We start from the raw sequence: 15,072 nt of genomic DNA, 5'->3' as shown, positions 1-15,072 counted from the left end.
AATGGCAAACAAATTAGCGATTACCCTTACTAAAAGCCCAATCGGTGCTAAACCAGGCCAAAAGAAAACTCTTGAAGCTCTAGGTTTACGCAAAATGCAACAAACTGTAGAACAAGCTGATAACGCAGCTGTTCGCGGTCAAATTGCAAAAGTAGCTCACTTAGTGACAGTTACTGAAAACTAATCTTACATCTTAAAATAAGGAGGTGCCTCTAAATGAAACTTCATGAATTACAACCAGCTGCAGGTTCACGTAAAGTACGTAACCGTGTAGGTCGTGGTATCGCTACTGGTAACGGTAAAACTGCTGGTCGCGGTCACAAAGGTCAAAAAGCTCGTTCAGGTGGTGGCGTACGTCCTGGCTTCGAAGGTGGTCAAAACCCACTATTCCGTCGTTTACCAAAACGCGGTTTCACAAACATTAACCGTAAAGAGTTCGCTATCGTGAACCTTGACGCGTTAAACCGTTTTGAAGAAGGCACAGAAGTTACACCAGCTTTACTTCTTGAAACTGGTATCGTGAGCAACGAAAAATCTGGTATTAAAGTTTTAGGTAACGGTTCAGTTACTAAAAAATTATCAGTTAAAGCTCATAAATTCTCTGCTTCTGCTAAAGAAGCTATCGAAGCTGCTGGCGGAAACATTGAGGTGATCTAATGTTTCAGACTATCGCTAACCTATTCCGTGTTAGAGATATCCGAAATAAGATCATTTTCACACTTTTGATGTTGGTGATTTTCCGTATAGGAACATTTATCCCGGTACCAAATGTGGATGCTGACGTATTACAGCAAACTGATGAACAAAGTTTAGTTGGTTTCCTTAATATGTTCGGTGGGGGAGCTCTCCAGAACTTCTCTATTTTCGCGATGGGAATTATGCCTTACATTACGGCATCAATCATCGTTCAACTGTTACAAATGGATGTTGTGAAAAAGTTCACCGAGTGGTCAAAACAAGGTGAAGTTGGGCGTAAGAAAAGCGCTCGATTTACACGATACTTCGCAATTGTCCTAGCATTTATTCAATCTATCGCTATGTCTTACGGTTTCAACCGTATGTATGGCGGTAATTTGATTAATGAAGAAGGTTTTTTAACCTACTTTACAATTGCAATCGTGTTAACTGCTGGAACAGCATTTCTATTGTGGTTAGGCGAACAGATAACTGAAAAAGGTGTAGGAAATGGTATTTCCATTATCATCTTCGCGGGGATCGTTGCAGCATTACCAAATACAGTTAATCAGATTTACGCTCAAGAATTTGAAAATGCTGGGGATCAATTATTCCTGAACATTGTCAAATTTGCACTTATTGCAATTGTAGTTTTAGCGATTGTAGTTGGGGTTATCTACTTCGAACGCGCAAGTCGAAAAATTCCAATTCAGTACTCTAAAGGTTCAGGCGGCAATATGCGCGGAGCACAAAAATCCCACCTGCCACTTAAAGTAAATGCGGCTGGGGTTATCCCAGTAATCTTTGCTGTTGCGTTCATCGTAACACCTAGAACAATCGCCACTTTCTTTGGTGACGGTAAGGTTGCTACTTTCATTCAGAATACTTTCGACTATTCAAAACCAGTAGGTATGATTATTTACGTGGCTTTAATCATCGCTTTCGCATACTTCTATGCGTTTGTACAAGTAAACCCTGAGAAAGTAGCAGATAACTTGAAGAATCAAGGTGCTTACATCCCAGGCATTCGCCCAGGTAAGAGCACTGAAAAATATCTTACAAGTGTGTTATATCGCTTAACATTTGTAGGGTCAATTTATTTAGCGATTATCGCAGTGTTACCGATCTTATTCGTAAACATTGGCGGGCTTCCACAGTCTGCACAGATTGGTGGTACAAGCTTAATCATCGTAGTCGGCGTAGCCCTTCAAACGATGACACAACTTGAATCACAGCTAACGAAACGACACTACAAAGGTTTCATGAAATAACTTTGGTTGGCTTGGGGGCGTCTTCGGATGTTCCTGATACAACCATAAATTATATATTGGAGGATTTACCGTATGAATATCGTTTTAATGGGTCTTCCTGGTGCTGGTAAAGGCACTCAAGCAGACAAAATTATTGAAAAGTACGACATTCCTCATATCTCTACAGGCGATATGTTCCGTGCCGCTATGAAGAATGGTACAGAACTAGGCTTAGAAGCTAAATCTTACATCGATAAAGGTGCATTAGTACCCGATGAAGTGACGATCGGTATCGTTCGTGAGCGCTTAGCTGAACCTGATTGCGAAAAAGGATTCTTATTAGACGGTTTCCCACGTACAATTGAACAAGCTGAAGCATTAGATAATATTTTATCTGATCTTGGCCGTAAAGTTGAACACGTGGTAAACATCAAAGTCGAAGAAGATGAATTAGTTAAGCGATTAACAGGTCGTCGCATTTGTAAAGTATGCGGATCATCTTATCACTTAGTTTTCAACCCACCAAAAGTTGAAGGCGTATGTGATAAAGATGGTGGAGAACTTTATCAACGTGCAGACGATAATCTAGAAACGGTTTCTAATCGTCTAGAAGTAAATATCAAGCAATCTCAACCATTACTTGATTTTTACAACAACAAGAACGTTTTAACAGATATTGACGGTCAGAAAGATATCAATGATGTCTTTGCTGATGTTGACGCTCTTCTAAAGAGCAGCCGCAACTAATACCCGAGTCTCGGGCGCAGGAAATTCTGCCTCGGCAAGGAATCATGCTGCGGTAGCAAAACGGAATTTAAATTTCGAGAGCTGCAAAAGCATATTGTGCCCGGTCTATGCACTGATGAATTATTGCATCATTCGAAGGATTCCCTTTGTCCTTGATGCAATATTAATTCTGAAAGGGTATAATGGGTTTCGTGTAAAAGTATCTGTATATTACAGGTATGCACAGATCTCATCCAAGGATAGACATTCCAGGTGATCGTGTTGACATTATGGATACTGATTCATGGGATTTTTTCCAGGGATGTGAGAACGAACCCAAGACGTCTTTCGAACATCTCTCATACAATCCGAACAATGTTAGGACGAGTATTTCAACAAGAACACTTGGCTGAATTCGTTTGAATTTGACGATGAGAACCTGAATTGCATATAGAAGGGAGACAGGCTCGATGGCGAAAGACGATGTAATTGAAATCGAAGGCACAGTTCTTGAAACTTTGCCAAACGCGATGTTTAAGGTAGAATTAGAAAATGGTCATACAGTTCTTGCTCACGTAAGTGGCAAAATCCGTATGCACTTCATCCGTATTCTTCCGGGGGATAAGGTTACAATTGAATTATCTCCATATGACTTAACTCGCGGTCGTATCACATACCGTTTTAAATAATCTTTTGCACTCCGGACCACTAAGGAGGTTAGGTAAGATGAAAGTAAGACCATCTGTGAAACCAATCTGCGAAAAATGTAAAGTTATTCGCCGACGCGGTAAAGTAATGGTAATCTGTGAAAATCCTAAACACAAACAAAAACAAGGATAATAATAAAGGAGGTGCACTCGTACATGGCACGTATTGCTGGTGTTGATATTCCTCGCGAAAAACGCGTTGTAATTTCATTAACTTACATCTACGGTATCGGTAACGCTACTTCTAAAGAAGTTCTAGCTAAAGCTGGCGTTGACGAAAACATCCGTGTAAAAGATCTTACTGAAGATCAATTAAACAAAATCCGTGAACAATTAGACACATATAAAGTAGAAGGTGACTTACGTCGCGAAATCTCTTTAAACATTAAACGTCTAATGGAAATCGGTTCATTACGTGGTATCCGCCACCGTCGCGGTTTACCTGTTCGTGGTCAACATACGAAGAACAATGCTCGTACTCGTAAAGGTCCTCGTAAAACTGTTGCGAACAAGAAAAAATAATTAAGTAAAGGAGGTCACACTTAACAATGGCACGTAAACAACAATCTCGTAAACGTCGTGTGAAAAAAAATATCGAATCTGGTATTGCTCACATCCGTTCTACATTCAACAACACAATTGTTACTCTTACAGATGTACAAGGTAACGCTATTTCATGGTCATCAGCTGGTGCTCTAGGTTTCCGTGGTTCACGTAAATCTACTCCATTCGCTTCTCAAATGGCTGCTGAAACTGCTGCTAAAACAGCAATGGAACATGGTTTAAAAACTATCGAAGTAACTGTTAAAGGTCCTGGTGCTGGCCGTGAAGCTGCTATCCGTGCACTTCAAGCTGCTGGTCTAGAAGTTACAGCTATCAAAGACGTAACTCCAGTTCCTCACAATGGTTGCCGCCCACCAAAACGTCGTCGTGTATAATTAATAGTTGCAACTTAATCTCGAATTAAGTTAAACTATCATATGCACTAACTTTGTATTAGGACAATCTTATTTGATTGACATTCGATTTTAACAAACAAATGATGGATTGATACCATACATTCGATGTTTTATTAAGGAGGGTAAATTGAATGATCGAAATTGAAAAACCAAAGATTGAAACCGTTGAGATCAGCGATGATTTAAAATACGGCAAGTTTGTTGTAGAGCCACTTGAACGTGGTTATGGAACTACTTTGGGTAATTCACTACGTCGTATCCTTCTGTCTTCTTTACCAGGAGCTGCTGTTACATCAATTCAAATTGACGGCGTACTACACGAATTCTCAACTATTGAGGGTGTCGTAGAAGATGTTGCTTCAATTATTTTGAATCTGAAAAAGTTAGCTTTAAAAATTTACTCTGACGAAGAAAAAGTCATTGAAATTGATTTTAAAGGTTCAGGAGTGATCACTGCTGCTGATATTACTCACGACAGTGACGTAGAAATTTTAAACCCAGATCTATATATTGCAACTGTTGCTAATAATGGTCATCTTCGCATGCGTATGTATGCGCAACGTGGACGTGGATACACTCCAGCTGATCAAAACAAACGCGAGGATCTTCCTATCGGCGTTATCCCGATCGACTCTATTTACACTCCAGTATCACGCGTCAACTTCACAGTGGAAAACACTCGTGTTGGTCAATCGACTGACTTCGATAAACTTTCACTTGATGTATGGACAGATGGCAGCATCGGTCCTAAAGAGGCGATTTCGCTCGGAGCAAAAATTTTAACCGAGCACTTAAACATCTTCGTTGGTTTAACTGATGAAGCACAAACTGCTGAAATCATGGTTGAAAAAGAAGAAGATCAAAAAGAAAAAGTTTTAGAGATGACTATCGAAGAACTTGATCTTTCTGTTCGTTCTTACAACTGTCTAAAACGCGCTGGCATCAATACTGTTCTTGAACTTGCTAACAAGTCTGAAGACGATATGATGAAAGTACGTAACTTAGGCCGTAAATCATTAGAAGAAGTAAAAGCGAAGTTAGAAGAGCTTGGTTTAGGGTTACGCGAAGAAGACTAAGCACACTTTTTAAACATATAAATTTTACGATCAGTAATTGAAAAAAGGAGGGAAATTCCATGGGTTACAGAAAACTTGGCCGCACAAGTTCTCAACGTAAAGCGATGCTTCGCGATTTAGCAACAGACTTAATCGTAAACGAACGCATCCAAACAACAGAAACTCGTGCAAAAGAATTACGTTCAGTAGTTGAAAAAATGATTACTCTAGGTAAACGCGGTGACTTACACGCTCGTCGTCAAGCTGCAGCATTTATCCGTCGTGAGTTAGCTACTACAACTGACGCTGAAGGTAACGAACAAACTGTTTTCGCACTTCAAAAGTTATTTGATGATGTAGCTCCACGCTACGCTGACCGTCAAGGCGGTTATACTCGCATTATGAAAGTTGGTCCTCGTCGTGGTGACGGTGCACCAGTAGTTGTGATTGAATTAGTTTAATCGCTAACAACTAATGCGGTGGAGGGTGTACTGTTCACATCATATGAACTTTGCACCCTCTTTTTTAAAAACCAATGATTTATACGACAATATAAAAAGCTGAGTGTTATGATGAGCGACTACGGTCGACTCGTTTAGCTCTACGCACCCCATTCACTTAATGGTCTGAGCAACCGTTAAGGAGATTTTCGTTTTACTGCGCGTTTCTCTGAATGGGGTGCGCGCTTTTTTATTTTGTTTAAAAAAACGACACGAAGACGACTTTGTCTATTATGACAAAGTCGTCTTTTTTGTATACAATCTCTTTAATGATGAAGCGTGCTCAGTTAGAATGGAGAGAAGCGCAGCATCGAGTGAGAGAGGAGTTCCAGCATGAATGAAATACTATCACTAAAAAACATTACGTTCACGTATACGCCAGAAGAAGCAAATTCGAAAAATGCAGTAGAAGATGTGTCATTTAACGTATACGAAGGTGAATGGATTGCGATTGTCGGCCATAACGGTTCAGGAAAATCGACATTGGCACGTATTATTAACGGTTTACTATTTCCACAGCAAGGGGCAGTAAATGTACTAGCTCAACCAATGAATGAAGATAATTTATGGGATATTCGCTCGCAAATGGGCATGGTGTTCCAAAATCCAGATAACCAATTCGTCGGCGCAACAGTGCAAGACGACGTTGCGTTCGCGCTTGAAAACAATGGCGTACCGTATGAAGATATGGTAGCGCGCGTACATACAGCACTTGCGCAAGTGAAGATGGAGCAATTTTTAGATCGTGAGCCACAGCACTTATCGGGTGGCCAAAAGCAGCGTGTCGCCATCGCAGGAGCACTTGCACTTCGCCCGCGTATTTTAATTTTAGATGAGGCGACGTCGATGCTTGACCCGCAAGGTCGTGCTGAAGTGTTAGCAACGGTCCGCAAATTGCGTGAAGAAACGGGCTTAACAGTTTTATCGATTACACACGATTTAGAAGAAGCGATGATGGCAGACCGCTTATTATTTATGAATGGCGGGAAAAAGTTTGCAGAAGGTACGCCGCAACAAATTTTTGATTTAGGGGATGAACTCGTCAAGCTCGGTCTTGATTTACCGTTCCCGATTAAAATGGCGAAGTTACTACAAGCGCAAGGTGTATCACTGCAAGGTGGTTATATGACAGAAGAAGAGTTGGTGAATGATATATGGATATCGAACTTCAAAAAGTAAGTTATAGCTACGGCGTCGGCACACCGTTTGAAAAACGCGCACTATATGACGTCGATTTAAACATTCCGAGTGGTAGCTATCAAGCGATTATCGGCCACACTGGTTCAGGTAAATCGACCATCTTACAACATTTAAATGCATTGCTGAAACCGACAGAAGGCGTCGTACGTATCGGCGATGCAATCATCGAACGAAAGAAGAAACCGAAAGATTTGCGACCTGTGCGTCAAAAAGTCGGCATCGTTTTCCAATTTCCAGAGCATCAACTATTTGAAGAAACGGTGCTCAAAGATATTATGTTCGGTCCGATGAACTTCGGCGTCAGTGAACAAGAAGCTGAAAAGCGTGCGCGCGAAATGGTGCAACTCGTTGGCTTACCGGATAGCGTGTTAGAAAAATCACCGTTTGATTTGTCAGGTGGTCAAATGCGTCGTGTTGCTATTGCAGGTGTACTAGCGATGAAGCCCGAAGTGATCGTACTTGATGAACCGACAGCTGGGTTAGATCCGCGCGGTCGTAAAGAAATTATGGAGCTGTTTTATCGTTTATATAAAGAACAAGGCTTAACGATGATTCTCGTGACGCACAGTATGGAAGATGCTGCGCGTTATGCGAATCGAATTGCGATTATGTATGATGGACGCTGCGTGTTAACTGGTTCGCCGCTTGAAATTTTCAGCGATGCGGAGAAGTTAGCAGAGTTCCGTTTAGAAGTACCACATATCATTCAGTTCCAAAAACGTTTAGAAGCACGTATCGGCTTCACACTGCCGGTATTGTGTCTAACGGAGGAACAATTAGCAGAATCGCTTGGGCAAGCTGTAAAGGAGCGTGAGCGATAATGGGGAAAATGATTTTTGGTCGATTTTTACCGGGTGATTCCATCGTGCATAAAATGGACTCACGTGCGAAATTGTTATTCGTCTTTATTTTTATTATTGCGGTCTTTTTAGCAAACAACACGTGGTCGTATGCAGCATTGCTCGCGTTTACGTTTATTGTGATGCTTTTATCAAAAATTAAATTACGTTATTTAATTAATGGTTTGAAGCCTGTACTGATCTTGCTCGTCTTCACGCTCGTATTGCACATCTTCTTTACGAAAGGTGGCGCACTACTCGTCGATTGGAAGTTTATCCACATTTACGAAGAAGGGGTACGACAAGGGATTTACATTTCAATTCGTTTCTTAGTGCTCGTATTTATTACATCGATTTTAACGTTAACGACATCACCCATCGCTATTACGGACGGGATGGAAATGTTATTAAATCCGTTGAAAAAGGTGAAATTACCAGTGCATGAATTGGCACTAATGATGTCGATTGCCCTACGCTTCATTCCGACATTAATGGACGAAACTGATAAAATTATGAAAGCACAAATGGCACGTGGCTCAGATTTAACGTCTGGTCCAATTAAAGATCGTGTAAAAGCGGTCGTGCCGTTACTCGTGCCACTTTTTGTTAGTGCATTTAAACGTGCTGAAGATTTAGCAACGGCGATGGAAGTAAGAGGTTATCGTGGCGGCGAAGGTCGTACACGTTATCGCCAATTAAAATGGCAACTGCGAGATACGATGGCACTAGTATTGTTACTCATCTTTATCGCATTGCTCGTATTTTTACGTAATTAAAAGGAGTTTCTATATACATGAGACGTTTAAAAGCAACGATTGCTTATGACGGTACGAACTTTGCGGGCTATCAAGTACAGCCGAAGCAACGTACTGTTCAAGAAGAAATCGAAAAAATCTTAACGCGTATGCATAAAAGTGACGAAACGGTGCATGTGACAGCGAGTGGTCGTACCGACGCTCGCGTACATGCATTAGGACAAGTCATTCATTTTGATACGACGTTAAACATTCCGGTCGATAAGTACGTGACAGCATTAAACGTACAATTGCCAGGAGACATTCGCGTGTTGCACATGGAAGAAGTTGCAAGTGATTTTCATGCGCGTTACAGTGTACATGGCAAACAATATCGCTACATTTGGTCGTGCACGAAAATTGCCGATCCGTTCCGTCGTTTCCATACGACACCGACGAATGGGCAAAAGCCAGATGTTGCACGTATGCAACAAGCGGCACAGCATATTATCGGTACACATGACTTCTCTTGCTTCTGTGCAGCGAACACGAGCGTGAAGGATAAAGTGCGTACGGTCGAGGCGCTTGACTTCGAGTGGCACGGTGAGGAACTGCACATGATCATTCGTGGAAATGGCTTCTTATACAATATGGTGCGTATTATTGCAGGCACATTATGGGAAGTAGGAATTTCGAAGCGTGAACCAGCAGAACTCGCACAAATTGTGGCGTCGATGGATCGCGCACAAGCCGGAAAAACGGCGCCACCACAAGGTTTATACCTCGAAAAAGTACATTATCCACAGTAGTACAACTCGTCCTAGTGTTTTATCGAAAATGCTTGACTTAAGTTGCCTAGTGTTATAAGATGATGTATGGTATTTTCATTACCCCACAAGATAAGCCCCGAATCTTTTCTTATGAGGATAAAGAAAACAATTGGAACAGATTTTATAGAATTAATTGAAATTGTAGGAGGATACTAACAATGATGCGTACAACATTCATGGCAAAAGGCCACGAAGTAGAACGTAAATGGTTCGTTGTTGACGCTGAAGGCCAAACTCTTGGTCGTTTAGCTTCAGAAGTAGCAGCTATTTTACGTGGTAAAAATAAACCAACATTCACACCGAACGTTGACACTGGTGATCACGTGATCATCATTAATGCAGAAAAAATCGAATTAACAGGTAACAAATTACAAGGTAAAATCTACTACCGTCACACTCAATATGCAGGTGGTTTAAAACAACGTACTGCAGGCGAAATGAAAGAAAAATACCCTGTACAAATGCTTGAATTAGCTGTAAAAGGCATGCTTCCTAAAAACTCTTTAGGTCGTCAAACATTCAAAAAATTACACGTATACGCTGGCGCTGAACACCCACACGCAGCACAACAACCAGAAGCTTACACGCTTCGCGGATAATTATTAGAGGAGGACAATATCTTGGCACAAGTTCAATATATCGGCACAGGCCGTCGTAAAAGCTCTACTGCCCGCGTACGTTTAGTACCAGGCGAAGGCAAAATCGTAATCAACAATCGCGCAGTTGAAAACTACGTACCATTCGAAACTTTACGCGAAATCATCAAACAACCACTAGTAGCTACTGAAACTCTTGGCAGCTATGACATTTTTGTAAATGTTAACGGTGGTGGTTTCACAGGTCAAGCTGGCGCAATCCGCCACGGTATCGCTCGTGCGTTACTAACTGTTGACCCTGATTTCCGTCCAGTTCTTAAATCTGCAGGTTTACTTACTCGTGACCCTCGTATGAAAGAACGTAAAAAACCAGGTCTACGCGGCGCTCGTCGTGCACCTCAATTCTCAAAACGTTAATTTTCGTTTTCCGAATGCAAAAAGTCATTCTTTCGAGAGTGGCTTTTTTTGTGTGCAAAAAACGGGTATACAACACACATCACGACATATAAGGAGGGATTGTGTGAAGTTTACGGCGATTTTTTTCGTCTATAGTGCATTGTTAGGTGCTTTTGTCGGTAGTATTGCGGCATTGTTTTTATTATTCGTTGAATGGTGTATTGAAATGATTTGGGAAGTCGTACCGGAGCGACTCGACTGGTCGTTTTATCCACTCATTGTTGGGTTAGTCGGTGGTGTTATCATCGGCTTGCTTCAAAAATATGTTGGTCAATATCCGAAGACGATTCACGAAACGCTTGAAGAGTTTCAACAAACGAAAGCTGTTGCGTACAAAAAGCAACTATGGCCGAATTTCGTCATGGGTGTTATCGTACTCGCATTCGGCGCAAGTCTCGGTCCAGAAGGAGCACTTGCGAGTATCGTTGGAGGTTTAATTACGTGGGTAGGTGATCGCCTGAAATTGACGTGGCAACAAAAAGAGCAACTCATTCAACTAGAAATTGGCGCGATGCTTTCTGCGATTTTCCATGCACCACTTGTCGGGGTCAGCGAAGCGCTTGAAGAGTCGAAAACGACGTATCCAAAATGGCAAAAAATATTGTTATACGGGTTATCCACAGCGCTCGGAATTATTGCGTTTAGCACTGTGAATAACTTTTTCGATAAAGAAAGCATTTTTGCGATTACAACACCTACTGTACAGTGGACGTGGCAAGCGTTCCTTTTCATCATCCCAGCAATCGCGATCGGCTACGTAGCGGGTCTTTTTTTCTTGAAAACAGAAGCATTGAGCGATCGACTTGCAGCGAAGTTTCAATCTAAATTGTTGCTCGGTATCATCGGTGGACTATTCATCGGTTTGTTTGGCATGATGTCCTCGTACTTTTTATTTTCAGGAGAACATGCATTGAAACATTTTTCAGTAGAAGCGGTGACGATGTCGCTCGGCGCATTGTTGTGGATTGGACTAGGAAAAATGTTATTGACGAATATTTGCTTTGCTTGCGGATGGCGTGGTGGTAAAATTTTTCCGGCCATTTTTGCAAGCGTCGCGATTGGCTTTGCATTTGCTAACGTATTTCCGTATACACCAGGATTATTAATTGCGATTATTGTCGCTACGTGCTGTACGGTTATTTTAGGACAACCAATTGTTACAGCAGCGCTACTCCTCTTTTTATTCCCACTACAATTTGCGCCATTTATTATCGTTGTGTCGATTGTGACACAACGATTCCGTCAGCATAAAGCACAATCCGTCCATGCAACAACTTCATAAAAGATGAAAAACCGTCTCACATTTTGTAGAGGCGGTTTTATATATGTTAAATATTTACTTTTATCCTAAAATTAGTTATGATGATACAAACGCGTTTAAATATGAGGAATTGGAGGCTTTAACATGGTTGTAAAATTTGATATTGGTTCAACAGCAGAGTTTTCAAAAACGATTAGTGAGTTCGATGTTTATCAGTTCGCAGGTATTTCAGGTGATTTAAATCCGATACATATTAACAAAGTTGCTGGTGAAGCGTCGATCTTTAAAGACCGCGTAGCACATGGCATGCTCGTATCGTCACTTATTTCAACAACAATCGGTATGAAGCTACCGGGTGAAGGTACAATTTACTTAGGTCAAAACTTAAAATTCACGCGTCCTGTTTACATTGGTGATACAGTGACAGCGAAAGTAGAAGTCGCAGAGTTTATTAAAAAAGATATCGTAAAGCTAATTACGACAGTGACAAACCAAGATGGTAAAACAGTTGTCGAAGGCGATGCGGTTGTAAAAGTACCAGTAGTCGAAGAAGCAGCATCTACAGACGAAGCAGCAACAGCGACGAAATAATAAAAAGCATCACGCTTTTGTGGCGTGATGCTTTTTTATACGGAGCGTTTCATCGTACGTGTGACGAATGATTGGATACTCAACAGCAATTTTTCGAACGGCGCGGCTGCGAGTACGATCGAGACGAGTAAGAAAAATGCTAAGTAAATCCACAGCCATGCATGTGGAAACGCATCTTTTAAATAGTCATTCAAATGATAATGTTGATAAATAAATAAAATTGGGCGATGGAAAAAGTAAATCGCCAATGAACGGGTACCGAGTACAGTAAACCATGTTCGTTTATGTGTCATTAAAGCCATGACTGAAATAGACATGCAAATCGTCACAACCATGACGAGTAAACGCATCACTGCACCCGAAGCAGGAATGCCCAATTCGAGATTGACCCTGTCATACGGATTCCGTCCACTTAATAAGTTACGCATGTCGTACAACCCGTCGATATTGAAGTAAATCGTAAATGCGATCAAGACGAGTGAAATCCACGAGATGATTTTAAGTTCTGGTGCTTTTAATGATTCGACTAAATCGTTCGTTTTAACGTAGAACCCTAAAATAAAAAATGGGAAAAAGGTGATGATGCGTGATAATACGAGCGTATCACCGACGTGTGTATAACCGATTAATAACGCAGCGATAATGCTGACAGGTAACACGATATAGGCAGGTACGCGACGAATGACGCGACCGATACATAACCAAGCGGCCATCGCGAACATAAACCATGGCACACCATTTTCAACAAATGGATTAAAGTTATAAGATTGATTGCCTAACCAATAATGGATAATGAAATAAAACAATATTTCGAGTATGAAATAAAGTACGAGAAAATTAGCGATCTTTTCAATACGGAAAGGATCTTTTAAAATAGTCGATTTACTAAATAAGCCCGCTAAGAAAATAAAGAGGGGCATATGAAACAAGTAAATATAGAAGAAGAACATGCGCATCGATTCGAACTGATCTGTATAATAATCTGCTGCGTGTCCTAAAACGACTAAGACGATTAAAAGAGCTTTCACATTATCAAAGACGAAAATGCGTTGCTTGGATTCACTCATGTTAAAATCTGTCCTTTATGATAATTTACAATCTTTAATATAGACCTAAAAGACGTGAAATGTAATGGTAATTACGTAAAAAAATGAAGAATTAATGATGTGACAAACGCGTGACAAAGTATGAAGGGTTTTGAGAGTAGTTATGTTATACTTTAAATTGATATTGATATATATGAGGAGTGTTAGAACGTGATTAATGAACAACAAGTTTATGAATTACTTGGCGGTTTTAAAGATCCCATTTTACATAAAACACTAGCCGAAACAAATGGGGTACTTGAAGTACGCATTAAAGAAGAAAAAGAACATGTCAGCGTTAAAGTGGCCATCGCAAAATTAGGTACACCAGAACAACTGACTTTCCAAATGGATATTGTGAATGAACTAAAAGAAGCGGGCTTCAAAACAGTCGGTATTCGCTTTGCAGAATTAGATCCTTCTGTATTAGAAAGCTTCCGCGGTAACGCAACACGTGCAGAAGCACAAGATTTATTATCACCACTTAGCAATACAAAATTTATCTCAATCGCTTCTGGTAAAGGCGGCGTAGGTAAATCAACTGTATCTGTTAACCTTGCAGTAGCACTTTCACGTTTAGGTAAAAAAGTCGGTTTAATCGATGCGGATATCTACGGTTTCAGTGTACCGGATATGATGGGTGTACAAGATATGCCTCGCGTAGAAAACGATCGCATTTTCCCAGTAGAACGTTTCGGTGTCAAAATGATTTCAATGGGCTTCTTCGTTGAAAACAACGCACCAGTTGTATGGCGTGGTCCAATGTTAGGTAAAGTATTAGATCAATTTTTCCGCGATGTAGAGTGGGGCGAATTAGACTACTTACTATTAGACTTACCTCCAGGCACAGGTGACGTTGCACTTGATATTCACCAAATGCTTCCTGAATCATATGAAATCGTTGTAACAACACCTCACCCAACAGCTGCATTCGTTGCTGCTCGTGCTGGTGCAATGGCAATCAAAACACAACACCACATTTTAGGGGTTGTGGAAAACATGTCTTGGTTCCAATCAGAAGTATCTGGTCAAAAAGAATTCGTCTTCGGTAAAGGTGGCGGTACGAAATTAGCTTCAGAATTACGTACAGAACTACTTGGACAAATTCCACTAGGCCAACCAGAAATTATCGAAGCGGATTTCGCACCATCAGTATATGCACGTAACCACTCAACTGGTCAGTTATATATTGAAATGGCACAAAATGTGATCGATAAATTAAACGAAGCTGAAAATAAATAACGTTTTTTCTATAGATAGATCTCGAAACGATACGTTTCGGGATCTTTTTTATATAGCGCACATGAAATTATAGAGAAGAGCAGGCGGAATAATTGTCTGAGATAGCAAAATACATCGGTCAAAAAGCGCTCAAAACAACGTGAAATTATTTTAGAAAAAAGGTTGACGTATAAGGTATAGAAGCGTATAGTTAGTTTTGTTGTTAAAACAACTCACAAAAACAAAATAAAAAAGTGCTTGCACTTATGAAGTTTTGTTGATATAATAATTAAGTCGTCAACGAGATGACCTAAAAAACTTATTAAAAAAAGTACTTGACAACAAGAACTTGAAATGATAAGATATAAGAGTTGCTGAAGCAACGAG

The 15,072-nt window shown here is 40.6% G+C and carries 20 protein-coding genes; 19 read left to right on the top strand and 1 reads right to left on the bottom strand.

From position 1 onward, the window contains the following. Position 1 precedes the first annotated feature (1 nt). The 18 genes from rpmD (at position 2) to KMHG_RS13810 (ending at position 12,379) form a co-directional block, all read left to right on the top strand. Positions 2-184, top strand: a complete 183-nt coding sequence (gene rpmD, locus KMHG_RS13895) for a 50S ribosomal protein L30 (RefSeq protein WP_010290392.1) — start codon at positions 2-4, stop codon at positions 182-184. Between the two features lie 32 nt (positions 185-216). Then, positions 217-657: a 50S ribosomal protein L15 gene (rplO, locus tag KMHG_RS13890; RefSeq protein ID WP_010290391.1), complete on the top strand. Its 441-nt coding sequence runs from the start codon at positions 217-219 to the stop codon at positions 655-657. After that, positions 657-1,946, top strand: a complete 1,290-nt coding sequence (gene secY, locus KMHG_RS13885) for a preprotein translocase subunit SecY (RefSeq protein WP_010290390.1) — start codon at positions 657-659, stop codon at positions 1,944-1,946. Before rplO ends, secY begins: the two co-directional genes overlap by 1 nt. Positions 1,947-2,018: 72 nt before the next feature. Next, the gene (locus KMHG_RS13880) at positions 2,019-2,672 is read left to right on the top strand and encodes an adenylate kinase (RefSeq protein WP_010290389.1); all 654 of its coding nucleotides are present in this window, start codon (positions 2,019-2,021) and stop codon (positions 2,670-2,672) included. 449 nt (positions 2,673-3,121) lie between these two features. Continuing rightward, entirely contained in the window at positions 3,122-3,340 is a 219-nt protein-coding gene (infA, locus tag KMHG_RS13875; protein WP_010290388.1) for a translation initiation factor IF-1, read from the top strand. A 37-nt stretch (positions 3,341-3,377) separates the two neighbouring features. Next, on the top strand, positions 3,378-3,491 hold the full coding sequence (rpmJ, locus tag KMHG_RS13870; protein ID WP_000868344.1) for a 50S ribosomal protein L36: 114 nt from the start codon (positions 3,378-3,380) through the stop codon (positions 3,489-3,491). Between the two features lie 23 nt (positions 3,492-3,514). Further along, positions 3,515-3,880: a 30S ribosomal protein S13 gene (gene rpsM, locus KMHG_RS13865; RefSeq protein ID WP_010290385.1), complete on the top strand. Its 366-nt coding sequence runs from the start codon at positions 3,515-3,517 to the stop codon at positions 3,878-3,880. 26 nt (positions 3,881-3,906) lie between these two features. Next, the gene (gene rpsK, locus KMHG_RS13860; protein ID WP_010290384.1) at positions 3,907-4,296 is read left to right on the top strand and encodes a 30S ribosomal protein S11; all 390 of its coding nucleotides are present in this window, start codon (positions 3,907-3,909) and stop codon (positions 4,294-4,296) included. A 152-nt stretch (positions 4,297-4,448) separates the two neighbouring features. Further along, positions 4,449-5,393, top strand: a complete 945-nt coding sequence (locus KMHG_RS13855; protein WP_010290382.1) for a DNA-directed RNA polymerase subunit alpha — start codon at positions 4,449-4,451, stop codon at positions 5,391-5,393. Positions 5,394-5,452: 59 nt separating this feature from the next. Continuing rightward, positions 5,453-5,833 carry a 50S ribosomal protein L17 gene (rplQ, locus tag KMHG_RS13850; protein ID WP_010290381.1) on the top strand — a complete coding sequence of 127 codons (381 nt, stop codon included), beginning with the start codon at positions 5,453-5,455 and terminating at the stop codon, positions 5,831-5,833. Between the two features lie 372 nt (positions 5,834-6,205). Further along, positions 6,206-7,051 (top strand): energy-coupling factor ABC transporter ATP-binding protein, encoded by an 846-nt coding sequence (locus KMHG_RS13845; protein WP_010290380.1) that lies wholly within the window; start codon positions 6,206-6,208, stop codon positions 7,049-7,051. Further along, positions 7,027-7,893, top strand: a complete 867-nt coding sequence (locus KMHG_RS13840) for an energy-coupling factor ABC transporter ATP-binding protein (protein WP_010290379.1) — start codon at positions 7,027-7,029, stop codon at positions 7,891-7,893. Before KMHG_RS13845 ends, KMHG_RS13840 begins: the two co-directional genes overlap by 25 nt. Continuing rightward, entirely contained in the window at positions 7,890-8,687 is a 798-nt protein-coding gene (locus tag KMHG_RS13835; RefSeq protein WP_026022121.1) for an energy-coupling factor transporter transmembrane component T family protein, read from the top strand. Before KMHG_RS13840 ends, KMHG_RS13835 begins: the two co-directional genes overlap by 4 nt. Before the next feature lie 17 nt (positions 8,688-8,704). Beyond that, a complete protein-coding gene (truA, locus tag KMHG_RS13830) occupies positions 8,705-9,454 on the top strand; it encodes a tRNA pseudouridine(38-40) synthase TruA (protein ID WP_010290376.1) in 750 nt (249 codons plus the stop codon). Positions 9,455-9,636: 182 nt separating this feature from the next. Beyond that, positions 9,637-10,074: a 50S ribosomal protein L13 gene (gene rplM / locus KMHG_RS13825; RefSeq protein ID WP_010290374.1), complete on the top strand. Its 438-nt coding sequence runs from the start codon at positions 9,637-9,639 to the stop codon at positions 10,072-10,074. Between the two features lie 21 nt (positions 10,075-10,095). After that, on the top strand, positions 10,096-10,488 hold the full coding sequence (gene rpsI, locus KMHG_RS13820) for a 30S ribosomal protein S9 (protein WP_010290373.1): 393 nt from the start codon (positions 10,096-10,098) through the stop codon (positions 10,486-10,488). A gap of 103 nt (positions 10,489-10,591) precedes the next feature. Next, positions 10,592-11,809 (top strand): chloride channel protein, encoded by a 1,218-nt coding sequence (locus KMHG_RS13815; protein ID WP_010290372.1) that lies wholly within the window; start codon positions 10,592-10,594, stop codon positions 11,807-11,809. Between the two features lie 123 nt (positions 11,810-11,932). Beyond that, complete coding sequence (locus KMHG_RS13810; RefSeq protein WP_010290370.1) at positions 11,933-12,379, top strand: MaoC family dehydratase; 447 nt, start codon at positions 11,933-11,935, stop codon at positions 12,377-12,379. Positions 12,380-12,414: 35 nt separating this feature from the next. Here KMHG_RS13810 and KMHG_RS13805 read toward each other — a convergent pair whose 3' ends face one another. Further along, positions 12,415-13,446 (bottom strand): acyltransferase family protein, encoded by a 1,032-nt coding sequence (locus KMHG_RS13805; RefSeq protein WP_010290369.1) that lies wholly within the window; start codon positions 13,444-13,446, stop codon positions 12,415-12,417. A gap of 189 nt (positions 13,447-13,635) precedes the next feature. Between KMHG_RS13805 and salA the strand changes: the two genes are divergently transcribed. Further along, positions 13,636-14,706 carry an iron-sulfur carrier protein/transcriptional regulator SalA gene (gene salA, locus KMHG_RS13800; RefSeq protein WP_010290368.1) on the top strand — a complete coding sequence of 357 codons (1,071 nt, stop codon included), beginning with the start codon at positions 13,636-13,638 and terminating at the stop codon, positions 14,704-14,706. Positions 14,707-15,072: the final 366 nt, after the last annotated feature.

The sequence above is a fragment of the Kurthia massiliensis genome, from assembly GCF_000285555.1.
Classification (GTDB): Bacteria; Bacillota; Bacilli; order Bacillales_A; family Planococcaceae; genus Kurthia; species Kurthia massiliensis.
This window is presented reverse-complemented; position numbering and strand designations above follow the sequence as displayed.